The sequence below is a fragment of the Niveibacterium microcysteis genome (assembly GCF_017161445.1).
Lineage (GTDB): Bacteria > Pseudomonadota > Gammaproteobacteria > Burkholderiales > Rhodocyclaceae > Niveibacterium > Niveibacterium microcysteis.
In genome coordinates, this window is record NZ_CP071060.1 from 283,951 (window position 1) to 310,257 (window position 26,307).

Sequence of the window (26,307 nt, forward strand, 5' to 3'; positions counted from 1 at the left end):
CGGATTTGATGGCGCTCAGCTTGCAGCCTTGGGCGCTTTGTCCAGGCGTGCCTTGACGAAGCTGCCCGGCGCATCTTCCAGGATCTTGAGTTTGCCGTTGATCGGGTCGCGCGCCGGCACCTTTGCGTCGTCGTGCGCGGTGACCCAGGCCTGCCAGTCGGTCCACCACGAGCCCGGGTTCTGCGTCGCGGCGGCGAGCCAGTCTTCGGCGCTTTCCGGCAGCGTCTTGGTCGGGTTGGTCCAGTAGCCGTACTTGTTCGCCGACGGCGGGTTGACGATGCCGGCAATGTGGCCAGAGCCACCCAGCACGAAGCGCACCGGCCCGCCGAATACCTTGGCACCAAGGTAGGTGCTCTTCCAAGGCGCGATGTGGTCTTCGATCGTCGAGATGAAGTAGCAGGGCACCTTGATCTTGCCGAGATCGATCTTTACGCCGTCGATCTCGATACCACCCGGCTGCACCAGCGCGTTCTTCATGTACATGTTGCGCAGGTAGTAGCTGTGCATCTTCGCCGGCATGCGGGTGGAATCGGAGTTCCAGTACAGCAGGTCGAAGGGGAAGGGGTCCTTGCCCATCAGGTAGTTGTTCACGACGAAGGACCAGACCAGGTCGTTGCTGCGCAGCATGTTGAAGGTGTTGGCCATCTCGGTGCCTTCAAGGTAGCCGCGCTCGGCCATCTTCTTCTCGAGGCTGGTGACCTGGCCTTCATCGATGAACACGCCCAGTTCGCCTGGCTGCGAGAAGTCGGTCAGCGTCGTGAAGAAGGTGGCGCTGGCGATGCGCTTGTCCTTCTTGGCGGCCATGTAGGCGAGCGTGGTGGCCAGCAGCGTGCCGCCGAGGCAGTACGCCGCAGCGTTGATCTCTTTCTCGCCGGTCTGCTGCTCGATCGCATCAACGGCGGCGAGCACGCCTTCCTTCACGTAGTCATCGAAGCCCTTCTGGGCGAGCTTCTCGTCCGGATTCACCCAGCTCATCACGAACACGGTGTGGCCTTGTTCGACGGCCCAGCGAATCAGCGAGTTCTTTTCGCGCAGATCGAGGATGTAGTACTTGTTGATCCACGGCGGCACGATCAGCAGCGGGCGCTTGAGCGCCTCGGTGGTGGTCGGCGTGTACTGGATCAGCTGGATCAGGTCGGTCTGGAACACGACCTTGCCCGGCGTGGTGGCGACGTTCTTGCCGCACTCGAACGCCGAGGTATCGGTCATCTTCACGCGCAGCTGGCCATCGCCCTCTTCGACATCGCGCAGCAGATTGTTGAGCCCCTTCACCAGGTTCTGGCCGTGGCTCTTCACTGTTTCGCGGAACACTTCCGGGTTCGTCAGCGCGAAGTTCGACGGCGACAGTGCGTTGATGTACTGGCTGGTGAAGAAGTTGACCTTCTTGCGCGAGATCTCGTCGAGCCCTTCGACGCTGCCTACCACGTCATGGATGTGGCGTGCGGAGATCAGGTAGCTCTGCTTGATGAAGTCGAACAGGAAGTGGTCCTGCCACTCTTCGTCCTTGAAGCGCTTGTCTTCCTTCGCCGGCGTGGCGACTGGCGCGCCGCTCATGCCCATGAAGCGCAGCGTCGAGTGCTGCCACAGCGAGAAGTAATCCCACACCAGATTCATCTGCGCCTGGGCGAGCTTGTAGGGGTTGGCGAGCAGCTTCGCCATCATGTCCATGAAGGCCTGCGCGATGCCCAGTTCATCTTCCGGCGGCGAAATGCCGCGCGCGGCCTGGCGCTTCACATGTTCGTGCAGCAGCTTCGATGCACGCTGGGCGACCTCGGCATAGGTCTTCGCGACCTCCTGCGGATCGGGCAGTTCGGGCTTAGCGGTTTCTGCGTTGACGGCCATGGTGTTTCTCTCCCGGAGTTACTTGTTCTGAGGGGCGGACAAAGCGTCGCCCGTACGCGCAAATTTCAGGATGCGCCCGCCAGCTTCCAGCTTGCTGACAAGACCGCGAGCGGCGAGGTGGTTGAGGTGCCCGATCGCTTCGCCCATGGCGAACATCACCTGGTGGGTATCGAGTTCGCGCGGGAACAGCGTCGCGAGCAGTTCGCCCGCGCTCATCGGCTGATCCAGCGCTGCGAGCAGCGCGCCGCAACGTTCTTCGTGGTGCGCTACCAGTTGCTGGATGCGCGCCTGGGCGCCGCGGAAGGGGCGGCCATGCGAGGGCAGCACCAGCGTGTCGGCAGGCAATTCCGCAAAGCGGCCGAGCGATTCGATGTACTGCGCGACCGGATCATCCTGCGGTGTCACGGTGCTGGTGCTGACGTTGGTCGAGATGCGCGGCAGCAGCATGTCGCCCGAAATCAGCACATGCAGCGCTTCGCACCATAGCGCCGCGTGCTCGGCCGAATGTCCGTAGCCGCTGATCACCCGCCAGGCCTTGCCGCCGATCATGATCGTGCTGCCGTCGCGGACCCGCAGATAGCTCTCGGGCAGCTCCGGCACGCCGCGCGCATAGTGGTTGCCGCGTGTCAGCAGCGCTTCCGCGCGTGCATCGTCAAGACCGTGGCGGCGGAACAGCGCAACCAGTGCTTCGGTGGTGAAGCCGGCGCGGCCGTCGCGGATCGCGTGCGCCCAGAGGTACTCGCCGAGCGTGGCGTGTACCGGTACGCCGAAGCGGTCCGACAACCAGCGCGCATTGCCGATGTGATCGGGATGCGCATGGGTGACGACAATCTGCGTGACCGGGCGGTCGATGCGTGCGAACACCTGCTCCCAAAGCCCGCGCGTGGTCGCGTCGCCAATGCCGGTGTCGACAATCGCGACGCCCTCGCCGTCGTCGAGCAACCACAGATTGATGTGATCCAGCGCGAAGGGCAAAGGCATGCGCACCCAGCGCACGCCGGACTCAACGGTCAGCGTGTCGCCCGGCGCGGGCAGGTCGGCGAAGGGGAAATCGAGTGCGTCACTCATGGCAGCAGCATCCAGCGGATCAGTGTAACTCGGGTTATGTTGCGCTGCGGCATTGGCTGTCAAGGCTGTTTGTCGGGCGCAGGACACCATACGGTGGCGTGCGGGCTTAAGATCCGGCCACCGCACGGGGCGGACATCACCCGAATCCGGCGGCGCGGCGATCCTCCACAAGAGGGGCGCGGCGCGGCCTTCCAGACCTGTTCAGGAGCCGATCCATGAGCCTTGGCCTCAATTTCGCCCTCGGCGAAACCCTCGACATGCTGCGCGACACGGTCGCCGATTTTGCGGCGAAGGAGATCGCGCCGCGCGCGGCCGAAATTGATCGAACGGACCAGTTCCCGATGGACCTGTGGCGCAAGTTCGGCGATCTGGGTGTGCTGGGCATGACGGCGAGTGAGGACTATGGCGGCGCCAACATGGGCTACCTCGCGCACATCATCGCAATGGAAGAGATCTCGCGCGCCTCGGCCTCGGTGGGCTTGTCGTACGGTGCGCATTCGAATCTCTGCGTGAACCAGATTCACCGCAACGGCAACGCCGCGCAGAAGGACAAGTACCTGCCGAAACTCATTTCCGGCGAATACGTTGGTGCGCTCGCGATGAGCGAGCCGAATGCAGGCTCCGACGTGGTGTCGATGCGACTGCGTGCAGACAAGCGCGGCGACCACTATGTGCTGAACGGCACCAAGATGTGGATCACCAACGGCCCCGACGCCGATGTGCTGGTGGTGTATGCGAAGACCGACCCGGAGGCCGGCCCGCGCGGCATTACCGCCTTCCTGATCGAGAAGGGGATGAAGGGCTTCTCGGTCGCGCAGAAGCTCGACAAGCTCGGCATGCGCGGCTCGCATACCGGCGAGCTGGTGTTCGAGGACTGCGAGGTACCGATCGAAGCCGTGATGGGCGGCGTCGGCAATGGCGTGAAGGTGCTCATGAGCGGGCTCGACTATGAGCGCGCAGTGCTCTCCGGGGGGCCGCTGGGGATCATGGCCGCCTGCATGGATGTCGTGATCCCTTACATCCACGATCGCAAGCAATTCGGCCAGGCGATCGGTGAATTCCAGCTGATGCAGGGGAAGGTGGCCGACCTCTACACCACATGGCAGGCCACACGTGCCTACGTGTATGCGGTCGGCCAGGCCTGCGACCGCGGCGACCATGCCCGCAGTCTGCGCAAGGATGCCGCTGGCGCGATCCTCTACTCAGCCGAGAAGGCAACCTGGATGGCGGGTGAGGCGATCCAGACGCTGGGCGGAAATGGCTACATCAACGAATACCCGGTTGGGCGGCTGTGGCGCGACGCCAAGCTGTACGAGATCGGTGCTGGCACAAGCGAGATCCGCCGTATGCTGATTGGGAGAGAGCTGTTCGCCGAGACCTTGTAGCAAAAAGGTGACCCGACGGGCGCAAAGGCAATGCGCGCAGGGGTTTGGCGGACATTGCTGTTACGGCTTAGGCTGCAAATGTCTGGGCTAATACCTATGGCGCGCTGCAACAATTTGCGCCTATGCTTCGCCCCCGTCAGGCTGCCGTAGGCTCGCGCCGCCACATTCTGATTCCTCTCTACCCAAATCGAGGTTTTCACCATGTCTGATCCCGTCGTCATCGTTTCTGTCGCCCGTACGCCGATCGGCGCCATGATGGGCGAACTGTCCGGCTTCGCTGGTCACCAGCTGGGCAGCGTTGCCATCAAAGCAGCGGTAGAGCGCGCCGGCTTGAAGCCGGAGCAGGTGCAGGAAGTCATCATGGGTTGCGTGCTGCCCGCCGGTCAGGGTCAGGCCCCGGCGCGCCAGGCCACGCTGGGCGCAGGGCTGCCGCTGTCGGCCGTTGCCACCACGATCAACAAGGTGTGCGGCTCCGGCATGAAGGCCACGATGATGGCGCATGACCAGCTGCTCGCCGGCTCGGTGGACGTGATCGTCGCGGGCGGCATGGAAAGCATGTCCAACGCGCCCTACCTGCTGCCGAAGGCGCGGGGCGGCTACCGCTATGGCCACTCCACGGTGTTCGACCACATGGCTCTGGACGGTCTGGAAGACGCCTACGAGAAGACCGCGAATGGTGGCGGCAAGTCGATGGGCAACTACGCCGAAGACACTGCAGCCAAATATGGTTTCACGCGTGAGGCGCAGGACGCTTTCGCGATCGAATCGACCCGCCGCGCGCTGGCGGCGAACACCGATGGCAGCTTCGAGTGGGAAATCGCACCGGTGACGGTGGCCGGCAAGGGCGGTGACGTCCAGATCGCCAAGGATGAATCCCCGTTCAAGGCCAAGCCCGAGAAGATTCCGTCGCTCAAGCCGGCGTTCCGCAAGGACGGCACTGTGACCGCCGCAACCTCGTCGTCGATCTCCGACGGCGCCGCGGCGCTGGTGCTGATGCGCGCCTCGACCGCTGACAAGCTGGGGCTGAAGCCGGTCGCGAAAATCGTTGGCCATGCCACCCATGCGCATGAGCCGGGCTGGTTCACGACCGCCCCGGTTGGGGCGATCGAAAAGCTCTACGCCAAGACCGGCTGGAACACCGACAGCGTCGACCTGTTCGAGATCAACGAAGCCTTCGCGGTGGTCACCATGGCCGCGATGCACGACCACAAGCTGCCGCACGAGAAGGTCAACGTGAACGGCGGCGCCTGCGCGCTGGGCCACCCGATCGGTGCTTCGGGCGCCCGCGTGATCGTGACGCTGATTGGCGCGTTGAAAAAGCGCGGCCTCAAGCGCGGCGTGGCCAGCCTGTGCATCGGTGGCGGCGAAGCCACGGCGATGGCGGTCGAGCTGTTCTGAAGTCGTTCCACACATGAAAAAGGCCGCCCGAGGGCGGCCTTTTTTGTTGGCTCGAGCGCTCAGAACGCGTAGGCCGGTGTGCTGCTCTCGATGTCCATCCAGGCGCCGGTGGCGGGCTGGTTGTGCTTGCCGTTCGCCAGCGCGTAGAAGCTGCGCGATGCCAGCGGCAGGCCCAGATCGGCGATCGAATCGAGCGCGGTCTGGCTCAGCGGGATGCCGTACATCGCGAAGTGCTTGCGCATGTCCTGGCCGATGATCTTCGAGCTCAGTACGTAGAACAGGTCTTCGTTGCTGATCTTGTTGTCGGCAAAGCGGCCCATGCCGTACTTGCCCTTGTTGCTGGCGTCCCAGGCCTTGGCGACGAGGCGGTCGGCCTTGGTCAGCAACTGGAAGAACTCCAGCGTGCTTTCCATCGTCGGCTTTGCGAGTCCGGCGCGCAGCTTGGCGTACTGGAAGGCCATCTGGAAGTGCACCGCGCGCATCGGGTCCTGGCTCGCGCCTTGCCACAGGCGTACTTCCATATCGGCACGCAGCGCTTCGTCGCTGAGACCGGTGGCGCGGTTGGCGACGATGTCGGCGTAGAGCCCCGGGTGGTCGGTGGCGTGGCCGGTGTCGATACCGATCAGCGCGTACTGCCGCATCATCGTTGCGCTGGCGAGAATGTTGTTGTCGCACTCCACAACGCAGCCCTTGCCGTTAGGCGCAATGTGCATCACGCGCTGCACCGTGTTGTGGCCCAGTTCGTGCGGCCAACCCCAGCCCGTGTCGATGCCGGCGAAGCCGTCCGACGGGTTGCCGGAACACAGATAGCCGCAGGCGGCGAGCCAGCCGATGAAGTGCTGCACGTTCGGCGCGCGGTGCAATGGGCCATCGCAGGTCCAGCCGAGTTGGGTGCAGAGGCTCTGTGCCAGCGTCGACATCGGCATGTTGTTGTAGCCGTTGGCGAAGTGGTTGCTGTCGAACAGGATGCCCTTGATGCGGTCGACGACGTAGGTCTTCGGGTCCAGCGTGCCGATCACTTTCTGCGCATAGCCAATCGTCTGCTGGATTTCGCCGCCAACCAGCTTGTTGGTTTGCCAGCCGAAATCGGCGCGCTTGAGCGCCGCAACGGCCTCGTCGATCTGCGCCTGCGAAGGATTCTGCGTGAAGTCGAAGTGCGCGTACTTGGCCGCACCCTTGATACGCAGCTTGACCACCGTGCCGGCGGTGGCGCCACCGTAGTTGAGCATCAGCGGGCCGCCGAAAGGCGTGACGAAGCTCGTGTCACCGGTGGCGGCGAGCGGAATCGTGTAGGAATGCGGCCGGCGCGGGCGCGCATAGGTGGTGTCAGTGACCGGATTGCCATAGGTGCGCAGATAGCTCGTCTGCACGCCCAGGCTGGTGGCGCCCGCCGCATCGACGACCTGGATCGTCACCGGCTTGCCCGGGATCGCGCCGCGCCCGATCAGCGTGGTGCCGCCGGTTTGCGCGATCGTCACATCGATGTCTTCGAAGTCGCTGCTGACTGCGATGCTGTTTGCGCTGGCCGGCATGTAATCGCCGGCGCCCTTCGGCGGAATCGTGGTCGCCGCGCGGTTGAACACCAGCCAGGAATCCGAGGCATAGGCGCGCAGGAAATCATCCGAATCGCCCTTGCTGGAGAGCGGTGCGCCGTAGACGACGCCGGTGCGAACCTGGTCGGCCCACAGCACCAGCAGGCGGTAGAGCTCGCTGTCGGGGTCGGTAAAGACGTTGATGCCGCGCGACTGCATCGACGAGAGCGCGGTTTGCACCGCATCGATCGGCTTGAGCGGCGTGGTATCGGTGAAATCCAGTGTCAGATCGGTGCGGTTGAGCAGGTTGAGCGTGCTCACCAGCGCGCCGAACTGGTCGCCGCGCGCCAGGCTGTCGGCAAGGGTGCGTGTGGCGCCGACCGATACGCCCGCGGCACTGGCGAAGTAGTTGCCGGGATAGCCACCGAGGTTCATCCCCATCGCGCTCAGCACCGTGCGGCCGCCGGCCGAATCGACCCAACTCGGGTGCATGTAGATCACCGACTTGCCCGCTTCCAGGTAGCTGCGCACCAGCGCCGAGAGGCGCGGGCTGTCGGTGGTGCCGGAGCCGAACACGATCAGGTTCAGGTCTTTCCAGCAGGTGTTGTCCGGATCATCGATCTTGCAGGTCGTCACGGTGGCGCTGCTGCCGGCCCGAACGATGTAGTTCTTCACCGTGTTGGCGTCGTAGCCGGCGGTGCCGACGGCGATCGTCGCAGGCAGCTTGGCGGCGCCGTCGCCGGTCATCAGCCAGGCGAAGGCACGGTTGAACAGCGGCAGATGCTGCTGCTCGCGCGTGGTACCGGCCATCCAACTCAGCACATTGGCGCCGTAGGCCAGACCACGGCCGCTGCCGATCTGCGCGATCGCTGCCATGCCGGTGCCATTGTCCGAGACAATCAGCGGTGTCGCGATCGTGGTCTTGGCTGCGGTGATCGAACTGCTGTTGGTGGTGTGGTCGAGCGCCAGCTGCGTGATGTCGGCGCTGTAGATCGAGGCCAAGGCCTGGGTCTGTTTCGCGCCCAGCGTCGTTGCGGCGGACACCGCGCGTGCGAGCAGGACTTCGCGGTCCTTGGCGGTCAGTGCCGTGGCGTCGCCGCTTTGCAGGGCAAGCGCGATGGGGTCAGGCGTCGTCGTGCCGCCAGATCCGTTCGTGCCCCCTGAGCCGTTTGTGCCACCACTATTGCTATTGCCACCGCTCGCCGTTTCGCCGCCGCCGCCCCCGCCGCCACACGCGACGAGCAAGACGGAAATCGAGAGGGCGCCGAGGGCGCAGATGAGGGGGTTGAGTCTTCGCTTGAACATGCTGGTTACCAAAATCGAGTGGATGAATGCCGTCATCCTCGGCGTCCGGGGATCAGCCGGACGGATTTGATTCGGAGTCCGCGCGCCAGCGCAGCGTTTGCGATTCGCAAGCCGCCGTTTCGCAGTGCTTGGGTGGCTTTGTGCATCGGGCCGTCTGTCCGGGCACCGTGCTGAATGGCGCGGCGTGGCGGCCACAGGCCAGCGGGAGGCGGCATTCTAATGAGCCGGATGAGGCCGGCATACTGCAAATCCGCTCGCGACTGCGGCCGCCGCGCTCTGTCACCTTGTTTTGCTTTCTCGCCGGCGCGGTAGACTGCAACGCGGGGGATGGCGGGACAGAGGATGAGCGAGAACCAAGAATACGTGCCGCAGATGCGGCACTTCCAGGCGTTGTTTACACGCTATCGCGACGATACGGATCGACTGGCAGTGCTGCAGTCGCGTTTCGGGCTGCAACGCGTGGCGCCCTCCGACACCACGCCATTCCCGGCCGAGAGTGCGTTGCAGATGAGCGAATGGCTGCATGCCGCTGGCGATCCGCATGCGTTTGCATGGCTGGCGGGGCAGCTCGACATGGGGGCGGGCGATGGCCTGGTCTACTACCTGCGCGCCCATGACACCCTGCAGGCGGCACTCGATGAGCTCGCGCGGCTCGCTCCGGTGCTTTTTCCCGATGGCAGTTTTCGTTGGGCGAGCGATGGTCACCAGCTGACGATGGTGCTGGTGCCGGTGCTGCGTCCGGAGCGCCTCGGCAGGCGCCAGCGCTACGAGTCGATTCTCGTATGGCTGGTGCGCGTGCTCGACTACATCTGCGGGGTGAGGCTGCCCGTGCTGCATGCCGAGGTGATGACCGAAGACGCCGGCGACCCGGCAACGCTTGCGGCGCTACTGGGCGTTACGCCCCGCATGGGCGCCACCACTTTCTCGCTGACCTACGCGGCTGATGTGCTCAAGCTGCACTTGCCAGGCGCCAGTGAGGCGCTGCGCCAGACGATACGACCGATGTACGAGCGCGAACTGACCCAGATGCTCGAGCACACCAGCGCGGTGCGTCGCGTGGCCGGGTGGCTCGCCGCGCTGCCCGACCTTGGTGGCGCAGGCCTTGATTCAGCCGCGGCCGCGCTGGCGATGGGTGCAAGCACCTTGCGGCGACAGTTGGCGGCGGAGGGCTGTCGCTTCTCGACGCTGCTCGCGGCGCATCGCGCGCGCCTCGCGCTTGACGCGGTGCTCTGCACGGACGAGAAGGCCGAGCGCCTGGCGCTGCGCATGGGCTATGCCGATCGCAGCAGCTTCGAACGCGGGTTCTGCGATCGCTTCGGCGTAAGGCCCGCGCAGGTGCGCCGAGCCGCCCAGGAGTTAATTGGCGCACGACGCTGTGGCGACTGGGGCGCGCCACAGGCCTGGCCGCGGCACAGCCCGAAGCTCGACTGGCTCCGACAGGTGCTCGCCGAAGGGGGCGCTGGGCCTGCACTGGTGTGCGACGCGTTTGCGGCCGACCCGGTGCTGCAATTGCGGTTGCTCGGGCTGTGTGGGGAGCCGGTGCACGGCGCACGCGAATCGGCGGTGATCGATAGCGACTTGCTCGCACGCATGCCGCGGGCAAGCGTGCAGCAGGTGGTCGAATCGAGCTTGCCAGCCGAAGCGCCGACAGCCGAGGCGCTGTACGCATGGCGTTGCGGAGCGCTGGCCGCGCGTGCGGTGGGCCTGCTGGCGCCGCAGCTGGCGCCGGACGACGCGGCAGCGCTCCGGCTGGCGGCCTTTGCGCACAATCTGGGGCGGCTCGCTGCGCCCGCGGCGGCAGGGCGTGCGGTGGATGGCATCGATGCCACCTGGCTGTTGCTTGCCACCTGGCACGTGCCGCCGGCGATCCTGGGCTGGCTGCGTGAGCGCCATGCGCCCGCCTCGGCGGCCGGCGAGGCGTTGGCGCTTGCGGTGGCTTGGGCGGAAGCGGTGCTCGCCGGCGCGGAGACCACCGCGCGTTGTGCCGTAGAGTCGCAAATTGCCGCGCGAGCATCCGCGCAGGTGTGTGCCGAGCTCGCAGCGATTGCGCGGAGCGTTGTGGATTGATCGGTGGCGCCCGGGCGGCCGTTATGATGAGCGTCCGACACCGAGGAACTCTCCGTTGAAAGCCGCATCCCGCCCGTCCATGGTCATCCTCCTGCAGGTGCTGGTTGCATTCATCTGGGGCGGCACCTGGATCGCGGGCCGCATCGTCGCGGCCGAGATGCCTCCTCTTGCTGCCGCCGGCTGGCGCTTCGTGCTGGGCACGCTGACGCTTGGCCTGCTGGTGTGGCGCAGCGCCGGCGGTCTGCCGCGAATCGGCCGCGCCGACCTGGGGCGTGTCTGCGCGATGGGTGCCACCGGCATCCTGTTCTATAACCTGTGTTTCTTCTATGGCCTGCAGCATGTGCAGGCGGGCCGTGGCGCGCTGGTGATTGCGCTGAATCCGGTGGCGGTGGCGCTCGCCGCGTGGCTGTTGATGGGTGAATCCTTGAGCCGCACGCGGCTTGCCGGCGTGGCGATCGCGCTGGCGGGCTGCCTGTTGGTGATCGGTCGCGGCGACCCGCTGGCACTGCTGCGTGGCGAGATCGGTGTCGGCGAGCTGGCGATACTCGGCTGCGTGGCCGGATGGTGTGCCTACACCCTGATCGGGCGGCGTGCGAGCCGCACGCTCGCACCGCTGACGATGACCTTCTATGCATCCCTGGCGGGCGGCGTCATGTTGCTGGCGACCGGGCTCATTGAGGGCAGCCTGCGCGGCATGCCCACGGTTTCCTGGCGCGCCGTGGCTTCGCTGCTGTATCTCGGTGTGCTGGGCAGCGGCTTTTCGTATGTCTGGTACGCGCAGGGCGTGATGCGGCTCGGCGCTGCGCGCGCGGCAGCCTTCATCAATCTGGTGCCGCTCAGCGCCGTGTTGCTCGGCGCGCTGATACTCGACGAACATGTCGGCCTGCTGGTGCTCGCGGGCGGCGCGCTGGTGCTGCTGGGCGTATGGCTGACGAATCGGACTCAATCTGGAGGAAGCAAGGCATGACGCGCAAGACGGTTCTGATCGCAGGGGCTTCACGCGGTATCGGTCTGGAATTCGCGCGGCAATACGCGATCCAGGGCTGGAAGGTCTACGCCGGCGTGCGTACCCCGGCGAAGGCGACCGAGCTGCTGCGTGTGAAGGGTGTCGAGGTGTTACCGCTCGACGTGACCTCGGCCAATTCGATTGCCGGCGCCGCATGGCATGCCGACGAAGATCCGCTCAACCTGTTGATCGTGTGTGCCGGACTGTATGGGCCGGAGACGACAAGTTTTCTGGCGCCGGGCGATGCCGATTTTGATGCCGTGATGCGTACCAACGTGCTCGGCCCGATGCGTGTGATCCAGGCCTTCGCCGATTCGGTGATCGGTGCGCGCGGCACGATCGCGGTGATCTCATCCGAGATGGGCTCGATCAGCGGTGCTCGCGGCAGCAAGGGGCTGCTCTACCGCGCATCGAAGGCGGCGGTGAACATGGTTGCGAAGTGCGCGGCGAACGAATACGGCCCGCGTGGTGCCACGGTGGTGACGTTGCATCCGGGCTGGGTCAAGACCGACATGGGCGGCCCGAACGCCGAGATCGAGGCTTACGACTCGGTGGTCGGCATGCGCGGCGTGCTTGAGCGAGTCGGGCCCGCGGAGAACGGCGGCTACTTCAACTACGACGGTACGCCGATCACATGGTGAGCGATTGCATCGCACTGCGGGGGTGTGGCACTGAGCGCTGAAGCGTTTGCGCTGGTGCTGTGCGGCGCTCTGCTGCACGCGCTGTGGAATCTGCAAGCCAAGCGGGCTTCCGGCGGCTTGCCCTTCGTCTGGTTGTACGGGCTTGTCAGCCTGGTGGCGGCGATGCCGCTGATTGCGCTGCTGCTGTGGCGTGACCCTTCGCAATGGCCCGGCGTATCCGGCTGGTCGGTCATCGCGGCGAGCGCTGCGGTGCACGTGCTGTATGGCCTGGTGCTGCAGAAGGGCTATCGCGCGAGCGATTTCGCTATCGTCTATCCACTCGCACGCGGAACCGGGCCGCTGTTCTCGGTGCTTGCCGCCGTGTTAATTCTCGGCGAACTGCCGGGCCTGGTCGGCGCTTCCGGCATCGCCCTGTTGCTGGCGGGCATCGTGCTGGTGAGTGGTCTTGTGCCGCTGCGTGCTCGCTCGCCGGCACAGCGGCGGGGTTTGCTTTGGGGCGGCCTCACCGGTTTGTGTATCGCGATCTACACGCTGATCGACGCGTGGGCGGTCAAGCGCATCGGCATGTCGCCGGTTTTGTACTACTGCCTCAGCCTTGGCGTGCGCACGGTATTGCTCGCGCCGCTGGCCGCACGCCATGCGGCGGCGGTACGCACACAGTGGTTGGCGTTTCGTGGCCCGGTCTTGGCGGTTGGCCTGCTATCACCAGTCGCGTACATGCTGGTGCTGACGGCGATGGTGATCGCGCCGCTCAGCTATGTGGCGCCGCTGCGCGAACTGTCGATGCTGCTCGGGGTATGGTTGGGGGCCCGCGTGCTGCGCGAGACGCTGAGCCCGCTGCGGCTGGTCGGCACCCTGTGCATGTTGGCTGGGGTGGCGGCGCTCGCCTGCGCGCGTTGATCCTTTGCTGCAAAGCATTGTCGGGATTCGGCATACGCAGGCCGGGGCCATGCGGCAAAATGGTGGCTTGAAGGCCGCGCCAGAAGCGCGGCATGCCCCACACCGCTGGCGCCACCCGCCGGCCCGAACCGGATCACCCGATGACCCTCGCCCCATGGCGCCTCGCGCCGCTCTGCCTGCTTCTGCTTGCCGCCTGTTCAAAAACCCCCGAAACCGCCGCTCCGGCCGCACCCGCGACGCCGCCGGCTGTTCCAGCTGCGAGCGGCAGCGCCGCCGTCGCGTGGTTCAAGGGTGACGTGGATGCCGCCTTCGCCGAGGCGAAGCGCAGCAACAAGCCGGTTTTCCTGTACTGGGGGGCGGTGTGGTGCCCGTACTGCAACCAGGTCAAGGCGACGCTGTTCAACCGCGCCGACTTTGCCGAACGCGCCAAGCAGTTCATCCCGCTCGAGCTCGACGGTGATTCGCCGGAAGGCCAGAAGCTGGCGGCCCGCTTCAAGGTGCGTGGCTACCCCACGATGATCCTGTTCCGCCCCGACGGCACCGAGCTGACGCGCCTGCCTGGCGAAGTCGATGCGCAACGCTATCTGCAGGTGCTCGCGCTGGGCATGAATGCGAACCGACCGGTCAAGGAGGTCCTTGCTGCTGCGCTGGCCGGCAAGCCGACCACGGCGGACGACTGGCGCCTGCTGGCCTTCTACCCTTTCGATGCCGACGAAGAACAGCTGGTCAGCAAGGCCGCGCTGCCCGGCACGCTGGCGCGCCTCGCGGCCGCCGTGCCGCCTGCGGAAGCCGAGCTGGCGACCCGTCTCGCGCTCAAGGCCTTTGTGGCTCAGGCGCAGGTGGAACCGCTACCGAAGCTGGCGGGCGACGCCGGTGCGCAACTGCTGGCAAAGCTGCTTGCTGGTCCGGCGGAGGTGCGCAGCCATTTTGACTTGCTGATCGTTGATCCGGACAAGGTCGTGACCTTGCTCACACCGGCTGGCGGCGCGCCGCGCCTTGCGCTGGCTGCGCAATGGAGCAAGTCGCTCGAATCGCTGACGCAGGACGCCACGCTGTCCACCACCGATCGCCTGTCGGCGCTTGGTGCGCGTGTCGCGCTCGGCAAGCTGGCGGGCGCAACGCCGCTGGATCCGGCACTGCTGCGCAGCCAGGTGAGCGCTGCGGACGCGGCCTCCAGCAATGGTTTCGAGCGTCAGTCAGTGATCTACACCGCAGCTGGCGTGCTGACCGACGCCGGTTTGCTCGACGATTCGGATGCATTGCTGAAGGCTGAACTCAAGCGTTCTCACGCCCCCTACTACTTCATGCGAATGCTGGGCGGCAATGCGAAGAAGCGCGGCGATGTGGCCGCTGCCTTGAAGTGGTACGAGGAGGCGTGGACGGCGTCGCAAGGTTCGGCAACGCGTTTGCAGTGGGGCGGCGGCTACCTCAATGGTCTGCTCGATCTGGCGCCGTCCGACGAGGCGCGCATCGAGGTGGCCAGCAGCAAGCTCTTCGCCGAAACAGCCTCCACCCCCAACGCGTTCTATGAACGCAATCGCGCGGTGCTTGAGCGCAGCGCCAAGAAGCTCGCCGAGTGGAACGCGGGCGGCAAGCACCAGGCCAGCTATCGGCGCATCGTCGCGCAGGCGGCGCAGATGTGCGCAAAGCTGCCGGCCGACGATGCACAGCGGCCGGTGTGCGAAGGCTTGTTCAAGGCGCGTGGCTGATGCCGGCGGCCGTTGACCGGCATCAACGCCCAGCGGCCGCCCGTCCGTAATCTTTCCCCTGTTGGCAGTGTGGTGATTGAGCTCGCCGTACTGTGGTGGAACGGGACAAGAACGGGCGCGATCACGCCCAAACGCCAGGGGAGGCGAGGATGGACATTACAGCAAGCTTGATCGGATTCTTCGGTGGTTATGTCGTGGCAGTGGTGGTCGGTGCGCTGCTGATCGCGATGGTCACGACGCTCGAAAATCAGAACAAATCGCAGCGGCACTGACGCGGCGACGGCGCGGGCAAAGCCCGCCGGTTCCAGTACCTGAAGCGCCCCGACTGCTTGCCGGCCGGGGCGTTTTCTTTTGCGTTTGTGGCAAATCACCGCCCGGGTGACTGTTCAATCGACACAGGGGCCGATAGGCTGTCGGCAGGCATCCACCCGATGCCCTCTCAACCCCTTGTGGAGTGACACTCTTGAACAAGATCCTTCTATGCCTGCTGGCGGCAGCCTTGTCGTCGGCCCTGAGCGCTTGCGCGACAGACCCCGCGACAGACGGAGCCGCCGCAAGCGATACGAGTACGGCTGCTACGGCGGACGACGGCGAAGAGCGCGTCTACATCACCGGCAGCATCATTCCGCGCAAGCCGCGCGCGGGTGAGGGTGTGCAGACGGTAGCCCCTGACGCGATTCTCGGTGGCGCGTCGCGCCATTCCACGCCGGGTAGCAGCGGCGGTTCCACGGCAGGGCCGTAAGCGGGCCTTTGCGGCGGGCTGGCCGATCAAAGATCGTCATCGGGAAGTCAGTCTCAGGCGTCGCGGGCGGCGACAATCGGGCCCCCACGGCGGGTGCCACAAGCGTCACGCCGGCGACTGCCCTGCGACCCGGGGCGATCCCGATCAGGCCTTACCCGTCCGCCTATCGGCGGCGAGGAGACACGCAATGCTGCTGACGCAAGACCAGGAAATGATCCGCGATGCGGTGCGCGCCTACGCGCAGGACTGCATCGCCCCGCACGCCGCGGCCTGGGATCGCGACCATGAATTTCCGCGCGAGGCGCTCGCAGGCTTGGCCGCCCTTGGTGTGCTGGGCATCGTGGTGCCGGAAGGCGATGGCGGCGCGGGCCTCGACTATGTGTCGCTGGCGCTGGCGATTGAAGAAATCGCGGCGGCCGACGGCGCGACCTCTACCATCGTCAGCGTGCAGAACTCCGTCGTTTGCGGGCCCCTCAAGGCCTTCGGCAGCGCTGCGCAGAAGCGCGAATGGCTTGCGCCGCTGGCGCGCGGCGAAAAGCTTGGGTGTTTCTGCCTGACGGAACCGCATGTCGGCTCCGATGCCGGTGCAATCCGTACCCGCGCGCTGCGCGACGGCGATGGCTGGCGCATCAACGGCGTGAAGCAATTCATCACCACCGGCAAGCACGCCGATGTCGCGATCGTGTTTGCGGTGACCGATCCTGCAGCGGGCAAGAAAGGCATCTCCGCCTTCGTCGTACCGAGCAGCGCCCCCGGCTACATCGTGGCGCGGGTCGAGGACAAGCTGGGGCAGCGTGCGTCCGACACCGCGCAGATCCTGTTCGAGGACTGCCGCGTCGGCGCCGATGCCTTGCTCGGCGCCGAAGGTGAGGGCTACCGCATCGCGCTTGCGAACCTCGAAGGTGGCCGAATCGGCATTGCCGCGCAGGCCGTCGGCATGGCGCGGGCGGCGCTGGAAGCCGCGCTGCGCTATGCAAAGGAACGCGAGAGCTTTGGTCAGCCGATCATCGGCCACCAGGCGGTGGCCTTCCGGCTCGCCGACATGGCCACGCGCATCGAGGCCGCACGCCAGCTGGTGTGGCATGCGGCGGCGCTCAAGGATGCGGGCCGCCCGTGTTTGCAGGAAGCCTCGCAGGCAAAGCTCTTCGCCAGCGAGATGGCCGAGCAGGTGTGCTCGGATGCGATCCAGATCCACGGCGGCTATGGCTATGTGAGCGACTTCCCGGTCGAGCGCATCTACCGTGATGTGCGGGTATGCCAGATCTACGAGGGCACCAGCGATATCCAGCGGCTGGTGATCAGCCGGGCGCTGGCCGGCGCCTGACGCAAAAACTGCGCCGCTGCAACGCGATTGCGCAAGACGCTGACAGCGCCTTGGACTAGCATGGGCGGGTGCCGCAAAGGTGACCGCCCGAGCGTTGTCCAACCCCCTGGAGAGCTGAATTGAGCGCCTTCATCGATTTCTATTTCGACTTTGCTTCCCCGTATTCCTATGTCGCGGCCCACATGATCGAGGAGATCGCCGAGCGGCATAAACGCAGCGTGATCTGGCATCCCGTCGTCATCGGCAATGCCTTCAAGGCGGTTGGCGGCGCACCGATGCAGACGCTGCCGCTGCGCAACGAGTATGTGGAAAAGGACGTTGCGCGCCTCGCGCGTTATCTCGGGTTGCCGTATGAGCATCCGAGTTCCTATCCGGTGCCAACCCAGGCCGCGGCCTGCGCATTCCTGTGGGGGCAGGATCGTGACCCGGAGCGTGCGAAGGAGTTTGCCCGCAAGGTTTTCGCGGCCTACTTCGTCGAGGATCGCAACATCGCCGACCTCGATGTGATTCTGGAAATCATCGAATCCTTCGGCCTCGAACGCGCTGCAGCGCATGAGGCGCTCAACAGCGCGCCGCTGAAGGATCGCCTGAAGGCCGAAACCGATCTGGCGATGGCGCGTGGCGTGTTCTCCGCGCCCTTCTTCATCGTCGACGGCGAGCCGTTCTGGGGCTACTCGCGCCTGCCGATTCTCGAAAAGTGGCTGGCCGACGGCCCCTTCTGAGGACACACCGCATGCCTGCTCCAATCGACTTCTATTTCGACTTCGCTTCCCCCTACGGCTATCTCGCCGCCGAGGTGATCGACGAGATCGCCGCCAAGTACGGGCGGGTTGTGATCTGGCACCCGATCCTGCTCGGCGCCGCCTTCAAGGCAATGGGGGCCGCGCCGCTGCCCAGCGTGCCGCTCAAGGGCGAGTATGTGCAGCGCGACGTTGCACGATCCGCGCGCTTTCTCGGCCTGCCGTTCCGGATGCCGACGCACTTCCCGATTCCGACGCAACATGCTGCGCGCGCGTTCCTGTGGCTGAACGATCGCAACACCGGCCTTGCGCGCAAGTTCGCGCGCGCCGCCTACCGGGCCTACTTCGTCGAAGATCAGAACATCTCGGAGGCGGACGTCGTCCTGGCGATTGCCGCCGAGCTTGGCATCGATCGCACCGAGCTGGCCGATGCGATGGCCTCGGGCGCGATCAAGGACCGTTTCAAGGCCGAGGTCGACGTTGCGCTTGCGCGCGGCGTGTTCGGTTCGCCCTTCTTCATCGTCGAGGGTGAGCCCTTCTGGGGCGTGGACCGCCTGCCGCAGTTGGAGAAGTGGCTCGCGGGGGGGCCGTTCTGAGATGGCGCATGCCGAGGTCAGCACCCTCTTCACCGACAAGGTTCGCGATTACATCGTCGGGCGACCGGGCTACCCGGTCTCTCTCGCCGGTCTGTTGATGGAAGCGGTCGGCGCGCGCCCGGGCCAGCAGCTGGCCGATGTCGGCTGCGGCACCGGCCTGCTCGCGCAGGCCTTCCTGCAGCATGGCTTTTCGGTAACGGGCGTGGAACCGAATGACGCGATGCGGACCGCCGGCGCGCAATTGCTGTCGGCGCTGCCGTCCTTCCGCATGTTGTCCGGCACGGCCGAACGCACTGGTCTGCCGGACGCATCGGTCGATGGCATCGTCGTCGGAACTGCTTTTCATTGGTTCGATCCGCTCGCGAGCCGCACCGAGTTCTCGCGCATCCTGCGCCCACGCGGCTGGGTCGCGCTGATCGGGAATGAGCGCGCCATGCTGGATCCTGCCGATCGCGCGCTGGGCGATCTGCTCGCGCATTTTCGTGACGATGCGCATGAGCAGATGCGCATGCTGGACGACTGCGCGCCCGCCGAGTTCCTCGGGCCCGCGACACGGCATTTTGAAGTGCCGCATCGGCTATCGCTCGATCACGGTGCTTTTGTCGCGCTGGTGTTCTCGCGCTCTTACATGCCGCGGCTGGGCACGCCGCGTCGTGCCGAGGCGGAAGCCATGGTCGATGACACCTTCAGTGCGCACGCGGCGGGGGGCCGCTACGCGCTGAACTATCGCGCCACGGTGTATGCCACCGCGGCCTTTGGGGGGCCTGCGCAAGCGGGCTAGTACCGCCGCGCGCCGCATGAGCGGCGCGCCTTGTGATTCCGGCCAGGGGGGTGGCCTGTCGCAATGACCGTACTGCATTCACAACTCAACCCGCGCGACGCGAACTTTCAGGCGAATGCCGAGGCGATGCGCAAGGTGGTCGACGACCTGCGCGCGAAACTCGCGCAGGTGGCGCAAGGGGGTAGCGCCGATGCGCGCGACAAGCATCGCGCACGCGGCAAGCTGCTCGCACGCGAGCGCATCGAAGCACTGCTCGATCCGGGCACACCTTTCCTTGAACTCTCGCCGATGGCGGCGTGGGGCATGTATGGCGGCGATGTCGCATCCGGCGGCGTGGTCGCCGGCATCGGTCGCGTATCGGGCCGCGAATGCATGATCGTCGCCAACGATGCCACGGTGAAAGGCGGCACCTACTACCCGATCACGGTGAAGAAGCACCTGCGCGCGCAGGAGATCGCCGCCGAGAACCGGCTGCCCTGCATCTACCTGGTCGATTCGGGCGGCGCCTTCCTGCCGATGCAGGACGAGGTGTTCCCCGATCGCGATCACTTCGGCCGCATCTTCTTCAACCAGGCCAACATGAGTGCTGCGGGCATCCCGCAGATTGCCTGCGTGATGGGCATGTGCACCGCGGGCGGCGCCTATGTGCCGGCGATGAGCGATGAAACCGTGATCGTGAAGAACCAGGGGACGATCTACCTCGGCGGCCCGCCACTGGTGAAGGCCGCCACTGGCGAAGAAGTGAGTGCCGAGGACCTCGGTGGCGGCGATGTGCACACGCGGCTCTCGGGCGTGGCCGACTACCTCGCTGAAGACGATCACGACGCCCTCGGGCAGGTGCGCCGCATCCTTTCGCACCTGAATACGCAGCGCCCGGCTGGCCCCGCCATGGCGGAGCCCGAACTACCGTTGTACGACGCCAGTGAGCTCTACGGTGTGATTCCGGCCGATTCGAAGAAACCCTTCGATGTGCGCGAAGTGATCGCGCGCATCGTCGACGGATCGCGCTTCGACGAGTTCAAGGCGCGCTACGGCGCAACGCTGATCACCGGCTTCGCACACATCCACGGCCACCCGGTCGGCATCGTCGCGAACAACGGCATCCTGTTTTCGGAGAGCGCACAGAAGGGCGCGCACTTCATCGAACTGTGCAGCCAGCGCGGCATTCCGCTGGTGTTTCTGCAGAACATCACCGGCTTCATGGTGGGCCGCAAGTACGAGAACGGCGGCATTGCGAAGGACGGCGCGAAGATGGTGACTGCGGTGTCCTGCGCGAAGGTGCCCAAGTTCACCGTGGTGATCGGTGGCAGTTTCGGCGCGGGCAACTACGGCATGTGTGGCCGTGCTTACTCACCGCGCTTCCTGTGGATGTGGCCCAACGCGCGCATCTCGGTGATGGGCGGCGAGCAGGCCGCAAGCGTCCTCGCGCAGGTCAAGAAAGATGGCATCGCGGCGAAAGGCGGCAGCTGGAGCGCGGAGGAGGAAGAGGCCTTCAAGGCACCGATCCGCCAGCAATACGAAACCCAGGGCCACCCCTACTACGCCAGCGCGCGCCTGTGGGACGACGGCATCATCGACCCGGCCGACACCCGCCGCGTGCTGGGTCTCGCGATCGCCGCGTCGCTGAATGCGCCGATTGAAGCGACACGCTTCGGCGTGTTCCGGATGTAAGGGAGAGCAACATGAGCGAAGTCGTACAGATGTCGGTGGCCGGCGGTGTCGGCCGCCTCAAACTCAATCGACCAGAGCGCCACAATGCGCTCGACGAGCAACTGATCCATGACACGCACCGCGCCTTCGATCTGCTCGCGGGCAATCCGGCGGTGCGGGTCATCGTGCTGTGCTCGGATGGCCCCTCGTTCTGCGCCGGCGCGGATCTCGAATGGATGAAGCGCGCGTCGCATCTCGACGGGCAAGCCAACTTCAACGATGCGCGCCAGCTCGCCGCCTTGCTGTATGCGATTGCGACCTGTCCCAAGCCGGTGGTGGCGCGGGTGCAGGGCTCGGCTTACGGCGGTGGTGTCGGCATGATCAGCGTGTGTGACATCGCCGTCGGTGTCGAAGGCGCGCAGTTCGCACTGACTGAGGTCCGGCTCGGCATCGCTGCGGCGACGATCAGCCCCTACGTGCTTGCGGCGATCGGCGCGCGCCAGGCGCGCCGACTGGTACTCACCGGCGAGCGCTTCGACGCCCACCGCGCGAAGGGCTACGGCTTGCTGCATGAGGTGGTGGCCGCCGATCAGCTCGACGCCGAGGTGGACCGCGTCATCGCGCTGCTGCTGCTCGGTGGCCCGGCCGCGCAGGCCGCCGTGAAAGACCTGATCCGCGACGTGGAAGGTGAGCCGCTCTCGCGCGAACTGACCGATGCGACTGCACGACGCCTGGCCGAGATCCGCGCCAGCCGCGAAGGCCGCGAAGGCATCACCGCGTTTCTGGAAAAGCGCAAACCCAACTGGGTGCCGGTGGAGTAGGCCGATGAGCGACGCGAAACCCGTGCTGCGTTTGGCTGATCTGTCGCTCGAAACCTTCAGCCACGGCGAACGTTTCGCCGACGCCTATGCGGCCCTCGGCCCTTTGCTCGGCCTGCGCCATCTCGGCGTGGGTTATGACGTGATCCCGCCCGGCAAGGCGATCTGCCCCTTCCACAACCACCACGCCAACGATGAGTTCTATGTCGTGCTTGAGGGCGAGGGCAGCTATCGCTTCGGTGATGCGCACCACCCGGTCTCCGCCGGCGATGTCATGGGCGCCCCCGCGGGTGGTCGCGACACCGCGCACCACCTCATCAACACCGGCAGCGTGCCGCTCAGGGTGCTGGTGATCAGCTCGATGCGCGAGCCGGACGTGTGCGAATACCCCGACTCCGACAAGTTTCTCGTGATGGCCGGCAAGGCGCCCGGTGGCGACGGCGTGGCCACGTTTCGCCACGTCGGGCGGAGGGCGGATGCGGTGGACTATTGGGAGGGCGAGTAAGCGGTGGTGCCTTGCATGGCGCGATGCTTCGCTAGCGGCTTGCGATTTGTGCGGCCCGGTTGCGGTGGCCTTCCCGCTCAAGCCGGGTCCCGCCCCGGCGGCCGGGGTACTATCTTTGTGCGGACAAAGAAAGTACCCAAAGAAAATCGCCCCGCTTCAACGCCGCACGCTTCGCACGCGGTGCCCTGCACTGCTCGAAGCATCGGGTGGCTGCGGAACTCGGCCCTGCGGGCCTCAGACAGTCCTCGCCACCGCCGCTGCGCGTCGGAACCCGACGCTTCTGCGCTGCTCGGCGTTTCAGAGGGGGATCGTAAGGCGTCAACGATTGACCGTATCCTTGTTCTCGTAGCTCGGATGCGGGCCGAAGGCCGGAAGCCGCGAAGTGCGGTCGATTGTTTGGATTCGCCCAACCTGAAATCCGCTCCGCGCCGTTGCGGCTACGAACAGGGCATTGGCGTTGCGCCATCGATTGTTTTGACTTTAGGGTCCCGTCGAGAGCGCCGAGTAGCGGAGCGCGACCGGGAAGAAGGCCGAGGATTGTTTGAGCACCGAGCGCAGCGAGGGCGAGTTCCGCAGGCCCCCGGTCGTGCGAGCAACGCAGGGAAGTCAGGTGCGCAGCACCTGACCGCGAACGGCGTAAGCGGGGTTTCGCGGAGAACTGCTCCGTGCCGCTGGAGCGGGCAGTGTGTGCAAACACTGCACTATTTCGGGTCGCCTTTTCTTGGTTACTTCTTTTGGCGAAGCAAAAGAAGCAACACGCCCGCCGGGGGCGGGACCCCGGCCAATGCACGCTTGCAAACCAACAACGGCCATCGCGAGCCGAAGTCGACTCTCAATGTGAGGGTTGGGCTTGGCGACCCTCTGCCGACCGAACCCTGGTGCGCCATCGATGGCGCCCATGTTTGCCTCACTCGGTCCTGCATGACGAGCCACCAGAACCACCGTCGCACGGCAGATCGGGGGATCTGCCAGTGCAACGCAATCCACAACAGAACGCCGCCCCAGCGGCGCGATGCAAACATCATCGGGGGAGATGAATGTTCGACAAGATCCTGATCGCCAATCGCGGCGAAATTGCGTGCCGTGTGATCCGCACCGCGCGCCGCCTTGGTATCCGCAGCGTGGCGGTCTATTCCGATGCCGATGCGGGGGCGCGGCATGTGCGCCTGGCCGATGAGGCGGTGCACATCGGCCCGGCTGCGGCGCGCGAGTCCTACCTGTCCATCACCGCGATCCTGAATGCGGCCAAACGCAGTGGTGCGCAGGCGATCCACCCTGGCTACGGTTTCCTCTCCGAGAACGAAGATTTCGCCGAGGCCTGCGAGGCGGCAGGGCTGGTGTTCATCGGGCCTCCGGCGTCGGCGATCCGCGCGATGGGCTCGAAGTCCGCCGCGAAGTCGTTGATGGAGAAAGCCGGCGTGCCACTGGTGCCGGGGTATCACGGCGATGATCAGGACGCGAACCTTCTCGCTGCAAAAGCGGCGACGATTGGCTTCCCGGTGCTGATCAAGGCAAGCGCCGGCGGCGGTGGCAAAGGTATCCGCATCGTCAACCATGCGGACGAGTTCATGGCGGCGCTGGGGTCCTGCAAGCGGGAGGCCCTGGCCGCCTTTGGCGACGACAAGGTGCTGGTCGAACGTTATCTGCAGCGGCCCCGGCATATCGAAATCCAGGTATTCGCAGATCGCCGTGGCAATGTCGTGCATCTGTTCGAGCGCGACTGTTCCGTGCAGCGTCGCCACCAGAAGGTGCTTGAAGAGGCGCCGGCGCCCGGCATGACGCCAGAGCGGCGCGCGGCCATGGGCGCGGCGGCGTGCGAGGCGGCGCGCGCGATCGGCTATGTCGGCGCGGGCACCGTGGAATTCATCTGCGAGCCGGATGGGCGCTTCTACTTCATGGAGATGAACACCCGGTTGCAGGTCGAGCACCCGGTGACCGAGATGATCACCGGCCTCGACCTCGTCGAGTGGCAACTGCGTGTCGCGGCGGACGAGGCCCTGCCGCTGGTGCAGGAGCAGATCGCGTTGCGCGGGCATGCGATCGAGGCCCGCATCTATGCCGAAGACCCCACGCGCGGCTTCCTGCCCGCAACCGGCACGCTGAGCCATCTCGATACGCCGACCGAAGGCGTGCACGTGCGCATCGATTCCGGCATCGAGGAAGGTGATGCGATCACGCCCCACTATGACCCGATGATCGCAAAGCTGATCGTGTGGGACGACAGCCGCGAGCGCGCCATCGCGCGCATGTTGCAGGCCCTGGGCGGCTACCGCATCGTCGGCGTGGGCAATAACGTCGAGTTTCTCTCGCGCCTGGTCGCGTGCCCGGCGTTTACATCGGCGGATCTCGATACCGGTTTGATCGAACGCGAGCACGACTACCTGTTCCCCGCCGAGGCCGATGCGCCGGGCGAAGTCTTCCTGCTGGCAGCGCTGGCGCGTCTGCTGCGGGAACGTCAGGATGCGGTCGTCGATGCGTCACCGTGGGCAGCGCGTGACGGTTGGCGCATCACCGGTGCAGCGCGGCGCGTGCTCGTCTACCGCCACCACGAGCGTGAAGTGAAGGTGATGATTGCCTACGAGGCGGGCAGATTCCGGCTGGAGTGCGAGGGCCGCAGCGTGCATGCCTGTGGCGAACTTGGGCCGCGCGACGAACTGCGTGCGGTGTTCGATGGCAGCCGGTTGAACGCGACGGTGGTCGTCGCGCGCGAACGCCGACATGTCTTCCTGCACGGCCGTTGCTGGGTGGTCGCGGCGGTCGACCCGCTGGTGCGCAGCGCACAGGGCCGTGAGGCGGGTGGCGGGCTCGCAGCGCCGATGCCGGGCAAGGTGGTTGCGCTGCTGGCCGAGGCCGGCGCGCGTGTCGAACGCGGCGCGCCGCTGCTGGTGCTGGAAGCGATGAAGATGGAGCATACGATCACTGCACCCGGCGCGGGTATCGTAAAGGCCTTCCGCTTTGCGGTTGGTGACCAGGTCAGCGACGGTGCTGCCCTGCTTGATTTCGAGGAGGTCGCGGCATGATCCGGCATCTGGTGTTGTTCCGCTTCCGGCCTGATCTGCCCGCAACGCAAGTGGACGAGGCGGTGGCCGCGTTCCGTGCCTTGCAGTGGGCGATCGATGCCGTGAAGGCTTTCGAGGACGGCACCAACGTCAGCCCCGAGGGGCTCGCTCACGGCTACACGCACGCCTTCCTGCTGGCTTTCGAGACCGCTGCAGCGCGCGACGCCTACCTTGAGCATCCGGCGCACAAAGCCTTTGTGGCGTTCATCCAGCCCCTGCTGCACGAGGCGCTCGTGTTCGACTGGAATCGCACATGAAGACGCATATCGACCTGGTCGCCGCGGGGGGCTACAGCGCGGCGGAATGGCAGGCCGGATTCGACGCCTGCGACGCGCCGATCAAGGTCCACGAGGTCGCCGATGCGCCGCCATGCCGCTACGCGCTGGCATGGGGCGCCCAACCCGCGCTGTACGCCGCGCAGCCAGGGTTGCGTGCAGTGTTCTCGATGGGCGCTGGCGTTGAGCATTTGCTGAGCGATCCATCCCTGCCAGCCGATCTGCCGCTGATACGCCTTGAAGATGCGGGCATGGCCGCGCAGATGGCAGGCTATGCGGTGTGGGGTGTGCTGCGCCATTTGCGGCGCTTCGACGAGAGCGCCGCGGCTGCGCGTCGCGGCGAAGACTGGGGCGGCTGGCGCAGCCCGCCGGCCACCGGGGCACGGGTTGGCGTGATGGGCCTTGGCGTGATGGGGCAGGCCACGCTTGCCGCGCTGGCCCCGCTGGGTTTCGTGCTGCGCGGCTGGAGCCGCAGCCCGCGCGAGATCGCGGGGGTCGAATGCCACGCCGGCACGGCGGCGCTGGATCGTTTTCTCGACGGGCTCGATGCCGTGGTCTGCGTGCTGCCGCACACGCGCGACACCGAGAACCTGCTCAACGCTGCGCGGTTCGCGCGGCTGGCGAAGGGGGCGTTGGTGCTCAACGCCGGGCGCGGCAGCCTGATTGTTGACACCGACCTGCTTGCCGCACTCGACAGTGGGCAGCTCGGCGCGGCGGTGCTCGACGTATTCCGCGAAGAACCCTTGCCGGCGGGTCACCCCTACCTGACCCATCCACGCGTGACTGCCACGCCGCATATCGCCGCCCGCACGCAGATCCCGCTGACCGCGCGTCAGGTGGCCGACAAGATTGCGCGGCTTGAGGCTGGTCTCTCGGTGAGCGGGCTCGTCGAGCGCGCGCGCGGCTACTGATTTCGATACGTCGTGAAACAGCTTTTCCGCCTCATCCTGTGAGAATGGCGCGA

The 26,307-nt window shown here is 66.0% G+C and carries 22 protein-coding genes; 19 read left to right on the forward strand and 3 right to left on the reverse strand.

Annotated elements, in window-relative coordinates:
* Nucleotides 1-15: 15 nt before the first annotated feature.
* Both phaC and JY500_RS01305 read right to left on the reverse strand, forming a co-directional pair.
* Nucleotides 16-1,842 (reverse strand): class I poly(R)-hydroxyalkanoic acid synthase, encoded by a 1,827-nt coding sequence (gene phaC, locus JY500_RS01300; protein ID WP_206254800.1) that lies wholly within the window; start codon nt 1,840-1,842, stop codon nt 16-18.
* An 18-nt stretch (nt 1,843-1,860) separates the two neighbouring features.
* A complete protein-coding gene (locus tag JY500_RS01305; protein ID WP_206254801.1) occupies nt 1,861-2,910 on the reverse strand; it encodes an MBL fold metallo-hydrolase in 1,050 nt (349 codons plus the stop codon).
* A 215-nt stretch (nt 2,911-3,125) separates the two neighbouring features.
* On the opposite strand from JY500_RS01305, the gene JY500_RS01310 reads away from it, so the two are divergent.
* Both JY500_RS01310 and JY500_RS01315 read left to right on the forward strand, forming a co-directional pair.
* Nucleotides 3,126-4,295, forward strand: coding sequence for an isovaleryl-CoA dehydrogenase (locus JY500_RS01310; protein WP_206254802.1), 1,170 nt, complete (start codon nt 3,126-3,128; stop codon nt 4,293-4,295).
* 201 nt (nt 4,296-4,496) lie between these two features.
* Nucleotides 4,497-5,693, forward strand: a complete 1,197-nt coding sequence (locus JY500_RS01315) for an acetyl-CoA C-acetyltransferase (RefSeq protein WP_206254803.1) — start codon at nt 4,497-4,499, stop codon at nt 5,691-5,693.
* A 59-nt stretch (nt 5,694-5,752) separates the two neighbouring features.
* Here the strand turns inward: JY500_RS01315 and JY500_RS01320 are convergent, their stop codons facing one another.
* On the reverse strand, nt 5,753-8,530 hold the full coding sequence (locus JY500_RS01320) for an ImpA family metalloprotease (RefSeq protein ID WP_206254804.1): 2,778 nt from the start codon (nt 8,528-8,530) through the stop codon (nt 5,753-5,755).
* A 342-nt stretch (nt 8,531-8,872) separates the two neighbouring features.
* Between JY500_RS01320 and JY500_RS01325 the strand changes: the two genes are divergently transcribed.
* The 17 genes from JY500_RS01325 to JY500_RS01400 all read left to right on the forward strand — a co-directional run bounded on the left by JY500_RS01325 (nt 8,873) and on the right by JY500_RS01400 (nt 26,254).
* Entirely contained in the window at nt 8,873-10,597 is a 1,725-nt protein-coding gene (locus tag JY500_RS01325; protein WP_206254805.1) for a helix-turn-helix domain-containing protein, read from the forward strand.
* A gap of 55 nt (nt 10,598-10,652) precedes the next feature.
* On the forward strand, nt 10,653-11,564 hold the full coding sequence (locus JY500_RS01330) for a DMT family transporter (protein ID WP_206254806.1): 912 nt from the start codon (nt 10,653-10,655) through the stop codon (nt 11,562-11,564).
* Nucleotides 11,561-12,244, forward strand: coding sequence for an SDR family NAD(P)-dependent oxidoreductase (locus JY500_RS01335; protein WP_172201621.1), 684 nt, complete (start codon nt 11,561-11,563; stop codon nt 12,242-12,244). The genes JY500_RS01330 and JY500_RS01335 overlap by 4 nt, the downstream gene beginning before the upstream one ends.
* A 24-nt stretch (nt 12,245-12,268) precedes the next feature.
* Entirely contained in the window at nt 12,269-13,144 is an 876-nt protein-coding gene (locus JY500_RS01340; RefSeq protein WP_206254807.1) for a DMT family transporter, read from the forward strand.
* A gap of 92 nt (nt 13,145-13,236) precedes the next feature.
* Nucleotides 13,237-14,853 (forward strand): thioredoxin family protein, encoded by a 1,617-nt coding sequence (locus tag JY500_RS01345; RefSeq protein ID WP_206254808.1) that lies wholly within the window; start codon nt 13,237-13,239, stop codon nt 14,851-14,853.
* Between the two features lie 149 nt (nt 14,854-15,002).
* Nucleotides 15,003-15,125, forward strand: coding sequence for a hypothetical protein (locus JY500_RS22275; protein WP_256378332.1), 123 nt, complete (start codon nt 15,003-15,005; stop codon nt 15,123-15,125).
* A 191-nt stretch (nt 15,126-15,316) separates the two neighbouring features.
* The gene (locus JY500_RS01350; protein WP_172201617.1) at nt 15,317-15,595 is read left to right on the forward strand and encodes a hypothetical protein; all 279 of its coding nucleotides are present in this window, start codon (nt 15,317-15,319) and stop codon (nt 15,593-15,595) included.
* Between the two features lie 187 nt (nt 15,596-15,782).
* The gene (locus JY500_RS01355) at nt 15,783-16,919 is read left to right on the forward strand and encodes an acyl-CoA dehydrogenase family protein (RefSeq protein WP_206254809.1); all 1,137 of its coding nucleotides are present in this window, start codon (nt 15,783-15,785) and stop codon (nt 16,917-16,919) included.
* A gap of 119 nt (nt 16,920-17,038) precedes the next feature.
* Nucleotides 17,039-17,641: a 2-hydroxychromene-2-carboxylate isomerase gene (locus tag JY500_RS01360; protein ID WP_172201615.1), complete on the forward strand. Its 603-nt coding sequence runs from the start codon at nt 17,039-17,041 to the stop codon at nt 17,639-17,641.
* An 11-nt stretch (nt 17,642-17,652) separates the two neighbouring features.
* Nucleotides 17,653-18,255, forward strand: a complete 603-nt coding sequence (locus JY500_RS01365) for a 2-hydroxychromene-2-carboxylate isomerase (RefSeq protein WP_206254810.1) — start codon at nt 17,653-17,655, stop codon at nt 18,253-18,255.
* A 1-nt stretch (nt 18,256) separates the two neighbouring features.
* Entirely contained in the window at nt 18,257-19,036 is a 780-nt protein-coding gene (locus JY500_RS01370; protein ID WP_206254811.1) for a class I SAM-dependent methyltransferase, read from the forward strand.
* A gap of 63 nt (nt 19,037-19,099) precedes the next feature.
* Nucleotides 19,100-20,707, forward strand: a complete 1,608-nt coding sequence (locus JY500_RS01375) for a carboxyl transferase domain-containing protein (RefSeq protein ID WP_206254812.1) — start codon at nt 19,100-19,102, stop codon at nt 20,705-20,707.
* A gap of 11 nt (nt 20,708-20,718) precedes the next feature.
* On the forward strand, nt 20,719-21,507 hold the full coding sequence (locus JY500_RS01380) for an enoyl-CoA hydratase/isomerase family protein (RefSeq protein WP_172201611.1): 789 nt from the start codon (nt 20,719-20,721) through the stop codon (nt 21,505-21,507).
* Between the two features lie 4 nt (nt 21,508-21,511).
* Complete coding sequence (locus tag JY500_RS01385) at nt 21,512-22,009, forward strand: cupin domain-containing protein (RefSeq protein WP_206254813.1); 498 nt, start codon at nt 21,512-21,514, stop codon at nt 22,007-22,009.
* A 1,037-nt stretch (nt 22,010-23,046) separates the two neighbouring features.
* Nucleotides 23,047-25,029 carry an acetyl/propionyl/methylcrotonyl-CoA carboxylase subunit alpha gene (locus JY500_RS01390; protein ID WP_206254814.1) on the forward strand — a complete coding sequence of 661 codons (1,983 nt, stop codon included), beginning with the start codon at nt 23,047-23,049 and terminating at the stop codon, nt 25,027-25,029.
* Complete coding sequence (locus tag JY500_RS01395) at nt 25,026-25,325, forward strand: Dabb family protein (RefSeq protein ID WP_206254815.1); 300 nt, start codon at nt 25,026-25,028, stop codon at nt 25,323-25,325. Before JY500_RS01390 ends, JY500_RS01395 begins: the two co-directional genes overlap by 4 nt.
* Entirely contained in the window at nt 25,322-26,254 is a 933-nt protein-coding gene (locus JY500_RS01400) for a 2-hydroxyacid dehydrogenase (protein ID WP_206254816.1), read from the forward strand. The genes JY500_RS01395 and JY500_RS01400 overlap by 4 nt, the downstream gene beginning before the upstream one ends.
* Nucleotides 26,255-26,307 lie beyond the last annotated feature (53 nt).